At 40.6% G+C, this 17,200-nt stretch carries 14 protein-coding genes and 1 pseudogene; all 15 read left to right on the forward strand.

What is annotated here, in order from left to right:
* Window position 1: 1 nt before the first annotated feature.
* The 15 genes and pseudogenes from NQ550_RS09650 (at window position 2) to NQ550_RS09720 (ending at window position 17,111) form a co-directional block, all read left to right on the forward strand.
* Complete coding sequence (locus tag NQ550_RS09650; protein ID WP_025580070.1) at window positions 2-289, forward strand: hypothetical protein; 288 nt, start codon at window positions 2-4, stop codon at window positions 287-289.
* A gap of 156 nt (window positions 290-445) precedes the next feature.
* Window positions 446-1,411, forward strand: coding sequence for a hypothetical protein (locus NQ550_RS09655; protein ID WP_025580069.1), 966 nt, complete (start codon window positions 446-448; stop codon window positions 1,409-1,411).
* A gap of 89 nt (window positions 1,412-1,500) precedes the next feature.
* Window positions 1,501-1,935: a zinc-finger-containing protein gene (locus NQ550_RS09660; RefSeq protein WP_025580067.1), complete on the forward strand. Its 435-nt coding sequence runs from the start codon at window positions 1,501-1,503 to the stop codon at window positions 1,933-1,935.
* A gap of 1 nt (window position 1,936) precedes the next feature.
* Window positions 1,937-2,590 carry a hypothetical protein gene (locus NQ550_RS09665; RefSeq protein WP_025580065.1) on the forward strand — a complete coding sequence of 218 codons (654 nt, stop codon included), beginning with the start codon at window positions 1,937-1,939 and terminating at the stop codon, window positions 2,588-2,590.
* Window positions 2,591-2,603: 13 nt separating this feature from the next.
* Complete coding sequence (locus NQ550_RS09670; protein ID WP_025580064.1) at window positions 2,604-3,209, forward strand: hypothetical protein; 606 nt, start codon at window positions 2,604-2,606, stop codon at window positions 3,207-3,209.
* Entirely contained in the window at window positions 3,199-3,711 is a 513-nt protein-coding gene (locus NQ550_RS09675; protein ID WP_025580062.1) for a hypothetical protein, read from the forward strand. The genes NQ550_RS09670 and NQ550_RS09675 overlap by 11 nt, the downstream gene beginning before the upstream one ends.
* A gap of 92 nt (window positions 3,712-3,803) precedes the next feature.
* Window positions 3,804-4,052 (forward strand): cold shock domain-containing protein, encoded by a 249-nt coding sequence (locus NQ550_RS09680; RefSeq protein WP_025580061.1) that lies wholly within the window; start codon window positions 3,804-3,806, stop codon window positions 4,050-4,052.
* A gap of 430 nt (window positions 4,053-4,482) precedes the next feature.
* Window positions 4,483-4,626 (forward strand): hypothetical protein, encoded by a 144-nt coding sequence (locus NQ550_RS09685; RefSeq protein ID WP_182438807.1) that lies wholly within the window; start codon window positions 4,483-4,485, stop codon window positions 4,624-4,626.
* Window positions 4,627-4,649: 23 nt separating this feature from the next.
* Window positions 4,650-5,729: a hypothetical protein gene (locus tag NQ550_RS09690; protein ID WP_025580060.1), complete on the forward strand. Its 1,080-nt coding sequence runs from the start codon at window positions 4,650-4,652 to the stop codon at window positions 5,727-5,729.
* 85 nt (window positions 5,730-5,814) lie between these two features.
* Window positions 5,815-6,578: pseudogene (locus tag NQ550_RS09695) on the forward strand (IS5 family transposase).
* Between the two features lie 64 nt (window positions 6,579-6,642).
* The gene (locus NQ550_RS09700) at window positions 6,643-7,629 is read left to right on the forward strand and encodes a hypothetical protein (protein ID WP_025577371.1); all 987 of its coding nucleotides are present in this window, start codon (window positions 6,643-6,645) and stop codon (window positions 7,627-7,629) included.
* 27 nt (window positions 7,630-7,656) lie between these two features.
* On the forward strand, window positions 7,657-8,793 hold the full coding sequence (locus NQ550_RS09705) for an ERF family protein (protein WP_025577373.1): 1,137 nt from the start codon (window positions 7,657-7,659) through the stop codon (window positions 8,791-8,793).
* 55 nt (window positions 8,794-8,848) lie between these two features.
* Window positions 8,849-10,060: a hypothetical protein gene (locus NQ550_RS09710; RefSeq protein ID WP_025577375.1), complete on the forward strand. Its 1,212-nt coding sequence runs from the start codon at window positions 8,849-8,851 to the stop codon at window positions 10,058-10,060.
* 71 nt (window positions 10,061-10,131) lie between these two features.
* Entirely contained in the window at window positions 10,132-11,823 is a 1,692-nt protein-coding gene (locus tag NQ550_RS09715; RefSeq protein ID WP_025577377.1) for an AAA family ATPase, read from the forward strand.
* Between the two features lie 191 nt (window positions 11,824-12,014).
* Complete coding sequence (locus tag NQ550_RS09720) at window positions 12,015-17,111, forward strand: SpaA isopeptide-forming pilin-related protein (RefSeq protein WP_025577379.1); 5,097 nt, start codon at window positions 12,015-12,017, stop codon at window positions 17,109-17,111.
* Window positions 17,112-17,200: the final 89 nt, after the last annotated feature.

The raw sequence follows: 17,200 nt of genomic DNA on the forward strand, positions 1-17,200 counted from the left end.
GTTGGAGAACTCCCTTGTGAAATATGGATTTTTAAAAATATTGGAACTGGAGTTTGGAATATATTTGAAAGAGCAGGAAACAGAAAAAATAGAACTTGCAGAGAAGTGTATTGAGATTTATGACAGCGTGGAAGAATTCTATAAAGCAACAGGATGGAAACGTGATAATCCGGAATCGGCAAATCTGGAATATCTTTTGCAACACAGGATATTGGTTGAAATACAGGGGAAAATGTGGTATTTTTCCAGAATCCGGTATGATGACGGACTAAAAGAGTTAGTGAAATAAAATTGCACCTAAAATGCGACTGTATTGCAACGGTGCTGAAATTGACATCCGATTATAGTCCGTTTAAAATAGTATCTGTAAAATAATGACAGGGCATAAGAAGCAGCCAGACGGCTGTTTTTTTGTGCCCTTTTTTCAACTGAATGGAGGTTTACGATGGCAGAATTAAAGAGAGCAGGCAACAAGATGGAAGATCAGGGAATTCCAAGGGCAGCATTGTCAGAAGGTGTTTTAACGATTGATGTAGATTCCCATGTAGAAACTATGGAAGAACAGGAGGATGCCAGATGGCATCAACTTTTAAACGCACACAGAACAAAGAAAATCCTGACCGGGCAATTGGGAGGAATAGAACGGTTGGATAGTGGATGGGTAGTTGCAATTACCTATTACAATGGATTCCGTATTTTGATCCCTATGGATGAAATGATGATCAATCTTATGGGAGATGGAAGAGAAAATTCCGATACTTTAAACCGACAGACAAGAATTGCCAATAATATGCTCGGCAGCGATATTGATTTTATTATCCGCGATCTGGATGAACAGAGCAGAAGCGTGGTTGCGTCAAGAAAAGATGCCATGTTGAAAAAACGGCAGATGTTTTATCTGAATGAAAATGAAGAGGAAAAACCAATGCTGTATCCGGGAAGGGTTGTGGAAGCACGCGTGATAGCTGTTGCGCCGAAGGTTGTCCGTTTAGAAGTATTTGGGGTGGAAGTTTCTGTGCGGGCAAGAGATATGGCCTGGGAGTGGATGGTAGATGCCGGCGAAAAATTCCAGGTAGGCGATCTTACTCTTGTAATGGTAAATAAGATCAATATCCGGTCGCTAGAGGAAATAGATATTTCCGTAGATGCAAAAGGTGCAACTGCAAACACGAACAAAGATAACCTTAAGCGATGCGTACGTCAAGGCAAATATGTAGGAATCATTACAGATATTTACAAAGGAACGTATTTTATCCGGCTCAATATTGGTGTGAATGCAGTTGCACATTCCTGTAATATGACAAGTCTTCCTTCTAAACGTGACGAAGTTGGATTTGTAGTTACCAGAATTAACGATAAATTTGAGGTGGCAGAAGGAATCATCACCCGTATGATTAAGCGTGCTGTATAAAAAAGAAAAAGGGTACTGTTGACTCACAGAAATCAGATTGTTTACAATACCTGCAAAACAAAAGAGACATTTGACAGGAGGCGTTGCTGATGAAAAAGAAAAAACAGAAACCGGGGCAAATACGTGTACGGTGTCAGTATTGCGGCAGGATGGCGCGGCTACATCCGGCATCTTATGTATATGGCAGTAACAATCTGGATTCAGAAAGTTATCTCTATGTGTGCGACGGGTATCCCGATGATTGTGATGCGTATGTGGGAGCACATAAAAAATCACTTTTGCCGAAAGGGGAACTGGCAGATGGTCAGCTTCGCAATAAGCGAATTTTAGCGCATCGAGCATTAAACACACTCTTGAAGGAGGGCGGGATGACACGAAAAAGTGCATATATCTGGCTGCAAAACAAATTGTGCCTTCAGAAAAAGGATATGCATATTGCAAAGTTCTCCCTGTATTACTGTGAGGAAACAATTCGGGTATGTAATGAATTGATTGAATGGCATCAGAAAAGGAAGGGGGAATGACATGCGTTTAAAGGCAAAAGAAGATGACATTTATAAACTAATGGATCAAAGAGATTGGTATCTGGCTGCAGCAGGTGGCTGTGGAATTGTAGGCATCCTTCTACTTTTCTTTACCTTACAGGGATATGTGAGTTGGGAAATCCTGTATTTTCTGGTAGTCCTTTTGGTAGGAATCAGTCTTTTACTGTACCATATATGGAAAATCAGTAAGCGGATTGTAGAAGCTAAGTGGTGTTATATGGAATTGGATGAAGATTCTCTGGCAGTATACCAGCCGGAGGAAAACGGGCAATATGAAGCCTGCCGCATTTTCTATCAGGAAATTGAAAAAATCGTAGAGGGAAGCAGAAAAGGAATACCGGAGTTTTATGTGGTATTAAAAGACGATGAAGAACGGAAAAGTTTTATTTTGCTGAATGAGGAAGAACAGATGCGGAAGATTTTTCAAGTCAGATCGTTGGGATACCAGCATGAGGAATTCAAAGCGTTCTACCGGAAACTCCGATGGGAGGTTCCAGGTAAAGTGCAAATAATCGGTACAAAATATCAGACCGTATGGGATATGAAAGCATCGCATAAAGGATGGTTGTTTTTAGGCTGTTCGGGAGCTGTATATTTACTTTTAAAAGCCGGTTTTATTTTTGGAATTTTGTAAGGAGGGCGACAAAATGAGATGGTATACAGCAGTGGGCGTAAAGATGGACCAGCCGGGAGGCTCATTCTGCGTTCAGGTTGGGGCGGAGAAAAAAATTTTATCCGGTATGGAAATTTATATTTGGAATGCATTACTTTGGTCATTTGTGGAAGAAACACAAATTTATGAAAGGATGGTACAGTTGTTAAAAGCAGTTTTTCCTGGGAAAAATGTAGATGAGAAAACAGGAAAAGATGAATTTGATTTCTGCTTTCGGTGGCTGTCCGGACGTGGGCTCATTGCGTTTCGTGATTGTGATACGCTGAAAGAAGCGGCAGAACATCTGTTAAAAAATGCAATAGTCGTAAGAGTTATGAGAAATGGCGGAGAACGGTTTTTGATGTTTTGTGAGAGTTTTTCATGCGGTACCCCATTTTTAAAAGCAATCAGAGTGTTCCGAAAAGAACCCCTGGAACGGACATATCAGGAATTTCTCCTTGAGATACAACACTGTGGAGAGGTGAGACAGTATTTGGAGAAAGCAGAGCAGCCGGATGAAATACTGGAGATTATACATCTTTTATATCAAAAGAAAATATTATTCATCCGTTCGGTAAAGGAGGAAATGATTGAAGCATAAGAAAAAAACAAATAGATGTGAGAGGATCATCACATACATCCGTCAGCGCATGGAAGGCATTTCGTCTGTTCCAGGCGTACTTGCAGACAGGGCATTGAAAATAGGTGCCCTGTCTTTTCTTATCCTTTTTCTTGGAAGTTATATAGGAAGGCAGAATGATTCTTTGAATTTTATTATCTGGTCTATCATCCTATGGATGTTTGGAATCGGATATTCGTATCATCTGCTTCGATGTGGGGAGAAAAAAGATTATGAGACAATAGAAGGAACGGTCTGTGAGATTAAAGGGAAACGTATTCCCGGACGGGTATATAAAGTGGTAGTCTGCCTTTCTGATGGAAAACAGACGATATTGATGATGGATAAGAAGCAGCGGTTTGAAATTGGTAAGAAGTACCGTTTCTATTTTAATAAAAAAACACAGGGAGTTCTTTTTGGAATTCAGAAATTAGATGCTGCTTTAAATGTAGGATCTTATTACGGAGCAGAAGAAATTGAGTAGGGCAAGGAGATCATGGGCATGGTTCGATTCCATGCCGCCCGGTTTCGTGTGGCGCCAACACGAGAATTAAAAGCAGAAAAGGAGAGATGATTATGGCACAGAAAACAGGAATCGTGAAGTGGTTCAGCGCAAGAAGAGGTTACGGTTTTATTACAGATGAAAAAGGAAATGATTTTTTCGTCCACTTTTCAGAAATTCAGACAGAGGGATTCCGAAAATTGAAAACCGGACAGGCAGTTACATTTCAAACAGAGGAAGATGAACAGGGAAGACTGCTTGCTAAAGAAGTTTATCCGGCAGATCCAGAAAAAGAGACAGGGCCAAAAGAAGAACTGGTATAAGAAGCATATTTTGTATCTGAATTCTTAAAATCAAAAAGAGCGGCACAATATATAGATATAATAAGTTGACAACAACTATATATTGTGCTAATCTTGAATTGAATTAAAATTTATGCAGGTTCAAGGTAAGAACAGGCAGAGTTTTTAATTTTTGTTCCGGCAAGACCGGAAGTTAAATTTGAAGTGCGAAGGCGCTTGGAAAAGGGCATAGTCTATAAGAAAGATACAAAAAGTGTAAGAACCTTTTTGTGTCTTTTTTTATTGCCCGTCATGCAAAACGAACCAGTAAGATCTGGTTTGTGACATTCAGAAAGGAGGAGCATGAATGAAAGCAACAAGGAGAATTTTTCAATCACACGAAAAAGAAATTCCACCTGACAGGAAACGATGCCACAGAAGGAGTGTATAGGAAGAACAAAGGAGGAAGAATATGCAGATCATAAAAGTAATGTGGGAAGGCATCAACGAACTGGATATTAGAACGTTAACAGAAATGAGTGAGGACGGTTATCTTTTTGAGATTGATGATGGAAGGATTCAAAAAATCCTGATGTTGACAGGAACTTCGAAATAAGAGACATCTAAGAAAGGAGCAGTATGTATTATTATGATGAATTCGGAAAGGAATTTGAAGATGAATTGAGTTTCCACGAGTATCTGGAAGAAATTGATGAGCGTGCCAAATGGATTCGTGTACCGTCAAGAAGTTTAAGCGTATTGACTGTTTCCGGACATGAAGTACTGATGCCGGATATAGAGAATGTTGACATGAAAGACCTGTTAGCTGATACCAAGAAACATTCCGGATTGCTGCTACAATTCCCGGAAGGGATGTATCCGCTTGGAAAAACGGCGGTCAGCACCCTGAAAGACCGGGCAAGAATCAAGGGAACGGCGCTTATGGATGTAAAAAAAACAGTACTGGCGGATATTCTCAATGAGTGTCTGCAGGTTTCAAAAGGGGAGGCGCTTCTTCGCATTTCAGAAGGAAAGGTAAGGGGAGTACTCTCTGGTGACGAGGCAGATTATGCAATTATTTCTATGCCGAAACTTTTTATGATTGCATCAGCGTACATTAGTGGCGATCACAATGCGGAATTCTCTTACGCTTATGCAGATCACAATATGGCGCAGATCACATGGAAGATTATCGACGAGAAGATGACAAAAGCTTATGCAGATTTGATGGCAGAACATGGGAAAACGCCGTTTGGAAAGTTTCAGACGTTTATCCGTATTGTGAGTTCTGATGTAGGGGCGTCGGGAGCAAATATCTTTTATTCTATTTTAGATGGAGATTATACCATTGTTTTGGGAGAAGCCTTGCGCACAAAGCATCGTCACAAACAGGGATTGGAGGAATTTACTGAAAATATGGAATCTATTTTCCAGTATTACAAACAGAAACTCAAAGATATCGGAAAACTGTGTGATATTCGTATCCGGTACCCGGTAAATACCCTGTCAGAAGTCATGAAGAAACAGAGTTTTGGAAAGAAACTGATTGCTGAGACTGTGGAACGGTTTAAGGTGAATTTTGGAGAACAGCCATGCAGCGCATACGAGATTTATTGTGGGCTTTGTGAAGCCCTCTTTTTTGCCAGAAAAAATGGGAGCAGTCCTTCCAGTCTCGTAAAGATGGAAGAGAAAATTGCACGATGTATGAATGTACGCTAGAGCGTGTCTGAAAAATAAAAATTGCACAAAACGCATGTTTTATTTCCCTTTTTCATGATAAAATAAAGAAAAAGGGGTGTTCACTATGTTGAGACGATATGAGTTGACTGATGAAGAATGGCTTCGCATTGAACCTTTATTACCTCCTGAAAATACTGGAAAACAAGGACGTCCAAGGAAAGACAATCGTATCATTATGAATGGAATTGTATGGCTTGCACGTAGTGGGGCACCTTGGCGCGATCTTCCTGAACGTTATGGTTCATGGAAAACTGTCTATAGCCGATTCCGAAAATGGATCGATGATGGTATCCTTGATAATATTTTCCGTATTTTAAGTCTTGAAGCAGAATTGGAAGAATTATCCATTGATGCTTCTATTATCCAGGCGCACCAGCATAGTGCCGGTGCAAAAAAAGGGGGCCTTCAAATGAAATCGGGCATAGTCGTGGAGGAGCCAGCACCAAAATCCATGCGGTAGTAGATGCCTATGGATATCCAGTTTATTTAATGATCAGTGAGGGACAGCGTAATGATATCAATTATGCAATCCCTTTGCTCGATCAAATTGAAATAAACGGAAGCAATGTGTTAGCTGACCGAGGATATGACAGTAATAAATTGCTTGATTATGTGTACGCACGCGGTGGAGAGCCAACCATTCCATCCCGAAAGGGAGCTAAATTTGAACGTCATTGTGATTGGTGGTTATACAAAGAACGCCATTTAGTAGAAAAGTATTTTCTGAAATTAAAAGCATTCCGACGAATCGCTACACGTTATGACAAATTAGCTGCAACCTACTTGGGATTTATTTGTATCGCCTCAATATTAATTTGGTTAAAATAAACAATTTAAAATGTTTTTCAGACACGCTCTAGCATGACTGTGATATGCCAGGGGAACTTTCGTAATGAACAGGAACAAATCAAAAATGCTGCCTACCTGGGTAGTATCGGGTTCTTGTACCGGGAGCTTTTGGGCATGGCTTGAGGGAACTGAGACAAAAAGTACATGGGAGAATCTAGACTATACTGTAGTAAAAGTAGAGCAGGGAAACTTTTTCTACCTGTATCTTCAAAAAAGAACAGGAAAAAACCTTATACCTGGGAATGACCTGAATTTTGCAGGGTTGTTTTCCAAAAAGAATAGCAGTCTGTATGACGTGGATGAGAAATTGACAGCAATGCTCGGACTGCCAGAAGAAATGGGGTTTCCGAATAGAGCCGATATCAGAAAGGACGCAGAAAGATGTATCAGTCAAAAAGCGGAGGAAATGTTAAGTGCATCCTGGCAGGACTTTCTGTACCAATCTGGATGTGATACAAAGAGCCTGCTTCCAATGGTAAGGCGCAGTGAAATCAGAGAACGCGCAGAGCGTTATTACCTACAGAATGGAAGTCTTGCGGACATTCACTTCATACCACAAATTTCTCTGGAGGCTTCCTTTTCGGATGCTATATATTTATTGTTTTTAGAATATGGAGAACAGGCAGCAGAGAAGATTGCAAGGCAGTGGATCAAGCGAAATATACCGTATATTTCACAGCAGAGAATTTTGTATGGTTGTGTGCGGGACGAATTCCGGGAAATCTTGGACACGCCAAATGACCGGATTCATAAAATCAAACATTTGATACAAGCGCTGAATGAAACCCGTCACAAGGCAGTACAGGTAATTCTTTGCCGTAAAAAGAAAGTTATTCAAGTGAATATGTCGGTAGAGGAGCTTTGTAACCCTAAAGGGTATTATTCCATCCGAGGGTGTTCCCAAAAGGATAGAGCGACATTGGAGCGAATGTTTGGGAAAACGGCTGAGTTTCGGATTGAAGACATACAGAGTGTGTCATATGGTGGAATAGTTCTTTATGAAAACGTCGCAAGCAGGAATGCGGCATAAACAATAGAAATAGGAGGAAACGAATCAATGAAAAATTATCAATACTTGAATCTGGAACAGAAAATGTTAAGAATCAGACGAAAAATGCCGACTCTTTTAAAAAGATTTTACAATGATGAGGCTGATTATGATTTTGCTACGCTGGATGATATTTATGAAGCCATGACACCGGCATTAAATAAATATGGAGTTAATTTCGATATTGTGCGGGAAATCCCGACACAGTATGATGAGTCAGGGCATCAGACCTATCTGGTACTGGATAAAGATGATTACTGGAGATATGAGGCAGATGTAGAACTTTGCTGGACAAATGCAGACCGGCCGGAAGAATGCAGGCATGTGACGATCCATATCACCGGAACAAATGAGATCCCAGATAAGGCGCATGGAACGGCATTGACTTATGGCCTGAAATATTATTTCCGCAATAAATTCTGTATCCGTCAGGTGGGAAGTGAGCAGGAAGATCCGGATTATGCTGAGCATGATGGAAAGCAGAGTTCCAACACGAAAAATAATCCGACAAGGCAGGTACATGGAAAAGAAAAAGCAGTAGAGAAGAGTACTAAGCGGGCAGAAGGTAAGCAAACTTCCAGCGGAGAAGGGAAAAAGTCAGTTGTTTCTTCTAAAAAAGGTCAGAAACTGAAACCGCTGTTAGGTAATACACCGATTGTCAAAGACTACGAACAGTTGGAATTGAAATCAGATGCAGAATCATGCCCACAGGAAAAAGCAGAAAAGTATTCGGAAAATAAACCGAGTTTTGATGGAAAAGATGAAACGATCAAACCGAAAATGGAAGAAAAACCGGAATCAGAAGAAGCATCATCGGTAGAAAAAGCGGAAAATACGGATGGATTCATCCCGGTAAATGCAGAAGAAGTTCCATTTGAAGAAGATGCTGATTTTATGGAAGAACTTCAGGAGGAACTGGAAGATGACGCATCGGATTCGGAAGTAGAAGCAGCGAAGAAATTCGTGTGTGACTTTGGCGTGTTCAAAGGAAAAACGATGGAACAGGTTCTGGAATCCGGAGTGAAAGGCACAGAAACCATGAAATGGATCGTAAATAAGTATAAGGGTCCGAATAAAGAGTTAGTAAAAGCGGCAAAAACACTTCTGGATTATCAAAGTGAATCGGAAGAGCTTAGGGCTGCATAACAGTTGCATGAACATGGTTCCTTTGTAGGGACCATGTTCTTTTGGGGAAAAGAATATGACACCATTTACAATTACAGATGTAGGAACGATTTTAGGAATTGAGAGACTTCCTGGTGGTGATGAGGCTTCGTATAATGTGGTCTGTCCGTTTTGCGGAGACAGAAGGGGAAAATGCAATTTTGTCGTATATAAAGAAGGTGAAATGGCGAATATCTATCATTGTTTTCATTGTGATGCGGCGGGAAATATGCTGACGTTATATGCGGATTTGACTGGATTATATGGGACAGAACGTTATAAAGAAGCATACCATGAGATCCAAAGGACACTGCATTTTGGTGTACGAGAACAGATTGCAAAGAAACTGGAAATCCATCGTCAGAAAAAGAAGCAGAAAGAATCCCTGGCAAAACCTGCAGATTATGAGAGGCGAGATCGTACGTATCGGGAACTTATAACTTTGTTGCGATTGCTGCCACGACATAAGCAGGATTTATTGAAGAGGGGACTTACCCAACAGGAAATTGCAAATATGGAAAATGCGGGTTATAAAAGCACCAGTCCTGAAGAATCTGTTGCGATAGCGAGAAAACTGATCAAACGGGGATGTAGACTGGAAGGAGTACCGGGGTTCTTCGTGAATTATCAAGGAGATTGGGAAATTGCATTTTATGAAAAGAATCAAGGGTACCTTTGTCCGGTGTGGACCGATGAAGGATTACTTGTTGCATTTCAGATTCGTTTGGATAATCCCTTTCAGAAACGGAAATATGTATGGCTCAGCAGCGCTAAGATGGAAAAAGGTTGTTCCCCCGGAAGTCCGGTAAGCCTTTCCGGTACTTTGAAATCTCCTGTAGTTTATGTGACAGAGGGTGTTTTAAAAGCCGAAGCAGCTTCTCAGAGAACCGGGCAGCCATATCTTGGAAATCCAGGCGTATCCAATTACAAGGAACTGGAATTGTCACTGAACCGATTAAAAGAACAAGGAGTAAAAGTGGTCATTGAAGCAAATGATATGGATAAATGTATGCGGTTAGACTGTGACCATGCTTACAAAGAAATTTGTGAAAAATGTAAAGGCAGTAATGGAGAATGTCCGAAAAAGAGGGAAAAACGAAATCATATTCGGAAGGGCTGCCTGAAACTCTATGAGATTTGTGAAAAGCTGGATTTAATCTGTAAGCGTGCGGTTTGGGATACGGATGACGAAGGTTACTGGCAGGAAAATTACAAAGGCATTGATGACTGGGAATTACGGGAATTATGAGTAAAGTTAGGTATAGGCTTTTGTGCGGATCTTTGTTATAATATAACCAACAGAGAAGGAGTGTGAATAACATGGGTGAAGAAAAAAAACGCCTTCCGGTGGGATTGGAAAATTTTGAGCAGATTATTAACGATAACTATTATTATGTGGATAAGACGGGGCTGATTTCAGAACTGATCCGTAACGGTGGAATGGTAAATCTTTTTACCAGACCAAGACGTTTCGGGAAAACCTTAAATATGAGTATGCTGGAACACTTTTTTTCCATAGAGAGAGACCAGAGTATCTATGATGGATTGGAAATTTCAAAAGATACAAAACTGTGTGAAGAGTATATGGGGAAATATCCGGTTATTTCAATTTCCCTGAAAGGAATCAATGCAGCCACTTATGAGGATGCATTTGATTTTGCGGTTCGAATCATGAAAAAAGTAGCCCGTAATGTTCAGTTTCTTTTGGGGAGTGACGCCTTAAGTGATTATGACAAGTTAGAATATAAGGAACTTTTGAATAATAATATGAGTGAGGCTGCATTTTGTGGTGGATTGAAAATATTATCGGAATTATTGGAGAAACATTACGGAACAAAAGTAGTTCTTTTGATTGATGAGTATGATGTTCCATTAGCAAAAGCATTTGAAAACGGGTATTATGATCAGATGATCTTTTTAATCCGTAGTTTATTGGAACAGGCATTGAAAACGAATGACAGCCTGAAATTTGCAGTGATGACAGGATGCATGCGTATTTCAAAAGAAAGTATCTTTACGGGACTTAATAACCTGAAAGTATTGTCCATTACAGATGAACGGTATGATGAATATTTCGGTTTTACAGATACGGAAGTAAGAGAAATGCTGAAGTATTATGAAATCGAGGATCATTATGAAGAAGTAAAGAACTGGTATGACGGGTATCAGTTTGGCGGCGTAGAAGTGTACTGCCCCTGGGATGTATTGAATTACTGTGATAAATTAAAAGACCATGCGGATTCTTTTCCGGAAAATTATTGGATCAACACCAGCAGTAATGATGCCGTCAAGAAATTCATTCAAATGTCCGGTAATTTTAAAACCAAGCGTGAGATTGAAACTTTGCTCGCCGGAGAGGAAATTATAAAAGAGATTCATCAGGAGCTTGTCTATCCGGAAATGTATCAGTCGGTAGAGAACGTCTGGAGCCTGTTGTTTATGACGGGATATTTGACACAGCGTGGAAGAGTTGATGCAAAACGGTATAAACTTGCGATACCGAATCTGGAAATCCGGGATATTTTTGAAACACAGATCATGGAATACTTTAAAGAGAGCGTTGCAAAGGACGGCGATACATTAAACCGATTCTGTGATGCCCTGAAAAACGGTGAGGAAACGAAGGTAGGAGAAATTTTTGAAAGCTACCTGAAAAAGACCATCAGTATCCGGGATACGTTTGTGAGAAAAGCAAGCAAGGAGAACTTTTATCATGGGATACTGCTTGGAATCCTGGGCGTGAAGGAAGAATGGTACGTATCGTCCAATCAGGAAAGCGGCGAAGGATACAGCGATATCCTCGTTGAAACCGAAAACAGTGAAACGGTTATCCTTATCGAAGTCAAGTACGCCAATGACGGAAATCTTGATCAGGCTTGTGAACGGGCACTACAGCAGATAGAGGAAAAGAAATATGATGAAGAACTCCGGGAGAACGGAGTGGATAAAATTTTAAAATATGGGATTGCGTGTTATATGAAACGATGCAAAGTAAAACTGGCAGATTCATGATACGTCCCCAAAACAATCAGGTGATAAAAAAGCGGAACTGTAAGAGTGCAGTTCCGTTTTTTTATGGCCTGATTTATGAGCCAGAGGAAAGGAGATGAAGCATATGCACATACGGGAACGCCCTACATAAGATTCGGGAAAATAAGAAAACACAATCACACTCAAAAATCAACAGGAAAGGAGCGTTGCAATTGAAACATAGAAAACACAGATGGCTGGCGGGAACGCTGGCTTTTCTTTTATCCTGTTCTGCACTTATTCCGTCTGGGAATGCCGTATTTGCGGCATCAAAAGGCAGAGTAGCAGAATCGGAGACAAATGTAATAAAGGAGGAAAAAGGCGATGAGAATGAGAAACAGACCACCGCCGAAACTTTGACGATTGAGCAGGGGGAATCATTTGAAATCGAAAAAGATTTTACGGGGCTTGCCTTGAAAAAAGGTGAAAAAGCTGTATTCATGGATGTTGTCAGCGAAGATGGACAGGGATTTTTTGCAGACCGCCCTGGTACATACCTTGCAACTTATCTGGTTACACCGGAAAAAGGAGCGTGTTATGAACTGACAAGAAAAATTGTAGTCAGACCTCGTGAACCAGAGAATAAAAGAGCAGACCGTAATCAGAAAAGTTCAAAAGGGGATACAGAGGAAAGTGACCCTGACCCGGAACCTGTACTGACAGAAGCGCCGGAAGTGCCGGAGAATGCGGAGAACTTAAAGCTGGATGTATCTGCGGAGAATGCCTCTTTTTTATCGGTAGTACCAGAAACCATGACAGAAAACCGATCTGTCAATGTGAATCTGGTCGTAGGAGAAAGACTTCCGTATCCATCTAATTTAGGAAACTATTCCACCACTTATTTTACGGTGAATGGGCATGTGGCATATTGTCTGGAGTCTGCAAAATCTTCGCCACCGTCCAGTGATTATGTGGCAAATATCTTTGAAAGTAACCTGGCTTTGCAGAAAGTTCTTTATTATGGATACGGAGGACCTGGAGATATTACTGGCAGTTATATGCCGAGTTTTGACTGGAAATTGAAATATATCTTTACACATATTGCAGCTTCTTATGCGTATTGCGGTACAGATGGATTTTACGGGTGTACTTTTGAAAGCGTCAAGGCTTCAGGATTATGGGATTACATTCAGTATCTAAATGGTTTGGAAGCACCACCTAAAGCAGCCATTGATCTTACCCCAACTTCGACAAAAGCATACGAAAGCAATGGAGTGCAGCGAACAGAAGAATTTCGGCTGCAGGGAGATCATCGGAATTATATTACATTGAATCTGCCGGAAAATGTAACGTATCATAGTGGTGGCAGCACGAAAAATGGAAATGTAAAAATTCCCGGCGGTACAAATTTCTATTTCAGTGCACCGATGACTGTGACCGGAACATGGAACTCCGGTTCCTTAGCAGGAAAAATGGGAACCCAATGGAAAACTCTTGTGGTCTCTACAGGCGGTTCTACTCAGGATATTGGATATGGCACATTCTTTGAAGAAGAAAGCGATTCGGTGAGTTTTGAAGTAAAATGGATGGATTATGCAAAAGTCAAGGTTATGAAAAAGGATAATGTGACAAATGTAAATCTTGCAGGTGCAGTTTTTGGAATTTACAGCGACAAAGAATGCACCAAGCTGATTACTGAAATGCCGGCAACAAATGAAAAAGGAGAAACGCAGGTAGAAATTCCTAAGACACAGGAAACGGTATATCTCAAAGAAATATCCGTTCCCAATGGATATAAGCTGAATACGGAGGCTTTCAATGTGAAGCTGCAGGCAGGGAAAACACAGAGCCTGACTATCTCAAATGAGGAACAGAAGGGGAAAATCACAATTCGAAAAAGCGGAGAGGTTCTTTCTTCTGTATCCGGACAGGAAGGAAATCTTAAATTTGAATATCAGTCGGTTCCGTTTGGAGAGGCAAGTTATTCTATTTATGCGGCAGAAAAAATTGTAAGTCAGGATCAGAAGACACCTATTTATGAATCCGGTGAATTGATAGATCAGTTGACAACAAAAGCAGACGGAAGCATTACCAGTAAAGAACTGCATTTAGGAAAGTATAAGATTGTGGAGCAGAAGGCGCCGGCAGACCTAACTATCGGAAAGACAGAGGCAGAACGCACACAGTATGTGACTCTTTCTTATGCCGGGCAGACGGTGGAATTGGTACAGGAGGAGACAACTTATATCAATGACAGACCAAAGGTAAAGGTCCAGGCAGTAAAGAAATCGGAAAATGACAAAGAGACTTTAGAGGGTGCTGTATTCGGTCTGTATGCAGGTGAAGACATTATCAATGCAGAAGGAAAAGTAGTGGTAAAAAAGGATACCCTGATTGAGAAGGTCACTTCTGATAAAGAGGGAGCTGCGGCTTTTCATTCAGATATTCCTATCAATTTCCGCTATTATTTGAAAGAGATTCAGGCACCGGAATCTTATTATATGAGTTCTGACCGGTATGACTTCCTGTTTGAGTATGAGAATGATAAAACTTATACATATGAATTTTCGCATACGTTTTCCAATAAAGAGGTTCGAGGGGAAATCCATGTGTTTAAGATTGATAAAGATGCGGAAGAATATATCAGCCAGGGAGATGCAGACTTAGATGGTGCAGTTTACGGGCTCTATGCAGCAGAGGATATCAAACATCCGAATGGGAAGTCAGAAGACGTCCATAAAAAAGATGATCTGGTTGCGCAGGGCGTGATCAAAGATGGAAAAGTTGATTTTACGAATCTGTATCTGGGAAATTATTATGTAAAAGAAATCTCACCTGGAGAGGGCTATCTTTTGGATGAAACTGCCTATCCAGTGGAAGTTGGTTATGAAGGACAGGATGTTGCAATCGTGCATCGGAATGTGACAGTGAAAGAAACGGTAAAAAAACAGGCATTTGAACTGATCAAGATTTCAGAGGATGGAAACCAGACAGAAACAGAGCTTTTGAAAGGTGCTGGATTTAAAGTATTTCTGATCCAGAATCTGAAAGGTGTAAAAGATGGAAGTCTGAAACCATCGGAAGGAAATGCTTTCAAAGCAGAGGATTTTATCGGCTATGACTATTCAGAAGATGAAACGGCACATTATTACGAGAATGGTAAGAAAGTTTCGGTGGAAGAACTGTTTACAGACAAGAAAGGATTTGTACGTTCTCCAGAACTTCCATATGGAAAATATGTGGTTTTTGAATCTACAACTCCAAAAAATCTCCAGACCATCAATCCATTCCTTGTAACCATTACCGAAGATAGCAGGGAACCGCAGCCATGGCGTGTGTTTGATGATAGACCGATCCAGTTTTTCCTTAAGATTATCAAGGAAGATGCACAGACACATCTTCTAGTATTAAATAATCACGCACAATATAAAATCTATGATGTGAAAAAGAAAGAATATGTGACAATGAAGGTGCGCTATCCGGAAGAAAAGGAACTGGATGTATTTGAAACGAATGACGAAGGTTATCTTATGACACCAGAGCAGTTAAAGATGGGAACTTACCGCATAGAAGAAGTAAAAGCTCCTGATTTATATGTACAGCCAGGGTATGAAATGGCGTTGAAAGACGGAGAGAGCAATATTCCATTAAACCAGTTGTCACAGACAGGCGCTTATGAAGATGCAAAACGCGATTTCATTACGATCACTGTGAATTCCGAAACAGCTTATGAAGTAGAGGAAGAAACCGGAAAATATATTGTCGTAGTACGCCAGCAAAACGATGAAGCGGTAGGAAGTCTGACAATCAAGAAAACAGGGGAAGATCTTGTGGGTGCTAAGAATGTGGAAGATTCCCTTCTTACAAAAATGAAAAATGGCATAGCAGGCACAATAAATTCTATCAGTGAATTTTTCGGCAAAGAGGAAGTCATAGAAGAAGACAGCGGTTATATGTTCCAATATGAGAAGAAGGGAGCAGAAGGTATAACCTTTGAAGTTTATGCAAAAGAAACGATTTATACACCAGATGGACAGAAAGATGAAGCAGGTAACCGTAAAGTGTTGTATGAAAAAGATGGACTTGTTGCAAAACTTGTGACCGGAAAAGAGGGAACTGTATCACTTCACAATCTGCCGGTTGGTTCCTATTATCTGAAGGAAACAGATGTTGGAAATCATCATTTTGTTCTGGATCCTGAAGCAAAAGAATTTGAAATTAAGTATCAGGGACAGGAAGTAGCGGTAGATTATGTTTCTATGGAACTTGAAAATAAGCGCCAGAAGATAGAGCTTGTTCTTACGAAATTATCCAAAGAAACAAAAGAGCCTGTACAGGGAGCAGTATTTGGACTGTATGCGGAGGAAGATATTGTTGATCTTGCAGATAATGTACTTATAGAATCGGGTACTCTGATTGCAAAAACAGAGTCCGCAGAAGACGGAAGCATCCGCTTTGACGTTGACCTTCCACATGGAAAATATCTGGTAAAAGAACTGGCGGCAGCCCCGGGATATCTGAAAACAGAAGATACATGGTCCTTTGATGCAACCTATCAGAATCCAGAACTGGAGGTTATCACGCTTACAAAAGAGATTGAAAATCAGCCGACAGTAGTAGAAATTACGAAAACTGACATCACAGATGAAAAGGAAGTGGAAGGGGCAAAACTTCAAATCCTTAATAAGGACGGGGACATAGTGGAAGAATGGGTTTCCACAAAAGAACCGCATAAAGTGTATGCGTTAGAACCGGGCGAATACATCCTGCATGAAGAGGCAGCCCCGGAAGGATATCTTGTTGTATCAGATGTTCCTTTTGTTGTAGAAGAAACAGGAGAAATCCAGAAAGTAGAGATGAAAGATGAACGTCCATCCGGTCAGCTCCTGGTTCAGAAGACAGATGCGGAAAATAAGGCTCCGCTTGCAAGTGTAGAATTTGAACTTCGCAATAAAGCTACTGGTGAAGTAGTTGGAACACTGGTGACCGGCGAGGATGGAACTGCAAAGAGTGAAGAACTGCCGATTGCAGTTTATGAAGAGGGCAAATATGTAGAACCGATTGTATATGTTCTTGTGGAAACGAAACCGTTAGAAGGCTATGAAGCAAACACAGAGGAGGTGGAAGTGGTATTCGATTATCAGGATGATGAGACAAAACTCATTGAGGTGACAAAAGAAATTGAAAATACCAGAAAGCCTGGAACACCTCCGCCGGATGCGCCAAAAACCGGTGATCATACAAAGATATGGATTCCGGTGATTATTATGGCAGCAGCGATACTTGGCATTGTGGTTATAGTAATCCGTATCCGCAGAAGGAGAAGATAAACGATAATGCTGAAAAAATGTAACATGTAACGATGGAGATTGTCACTTTAAAATTGTGGGTGGCAATCTCTTTTTTTTATTGGAGGAAA

The organism is Blautia wexlerae DSM 19850 (assembly GCF_025148125.1).
Taxonomy (GTDB): domain Bacteria; phylum Bacillota; class Clostridia; order Lachnospirales; family Lachnospiraceae; genus Blautia_A; species Blautia_A wexlerae.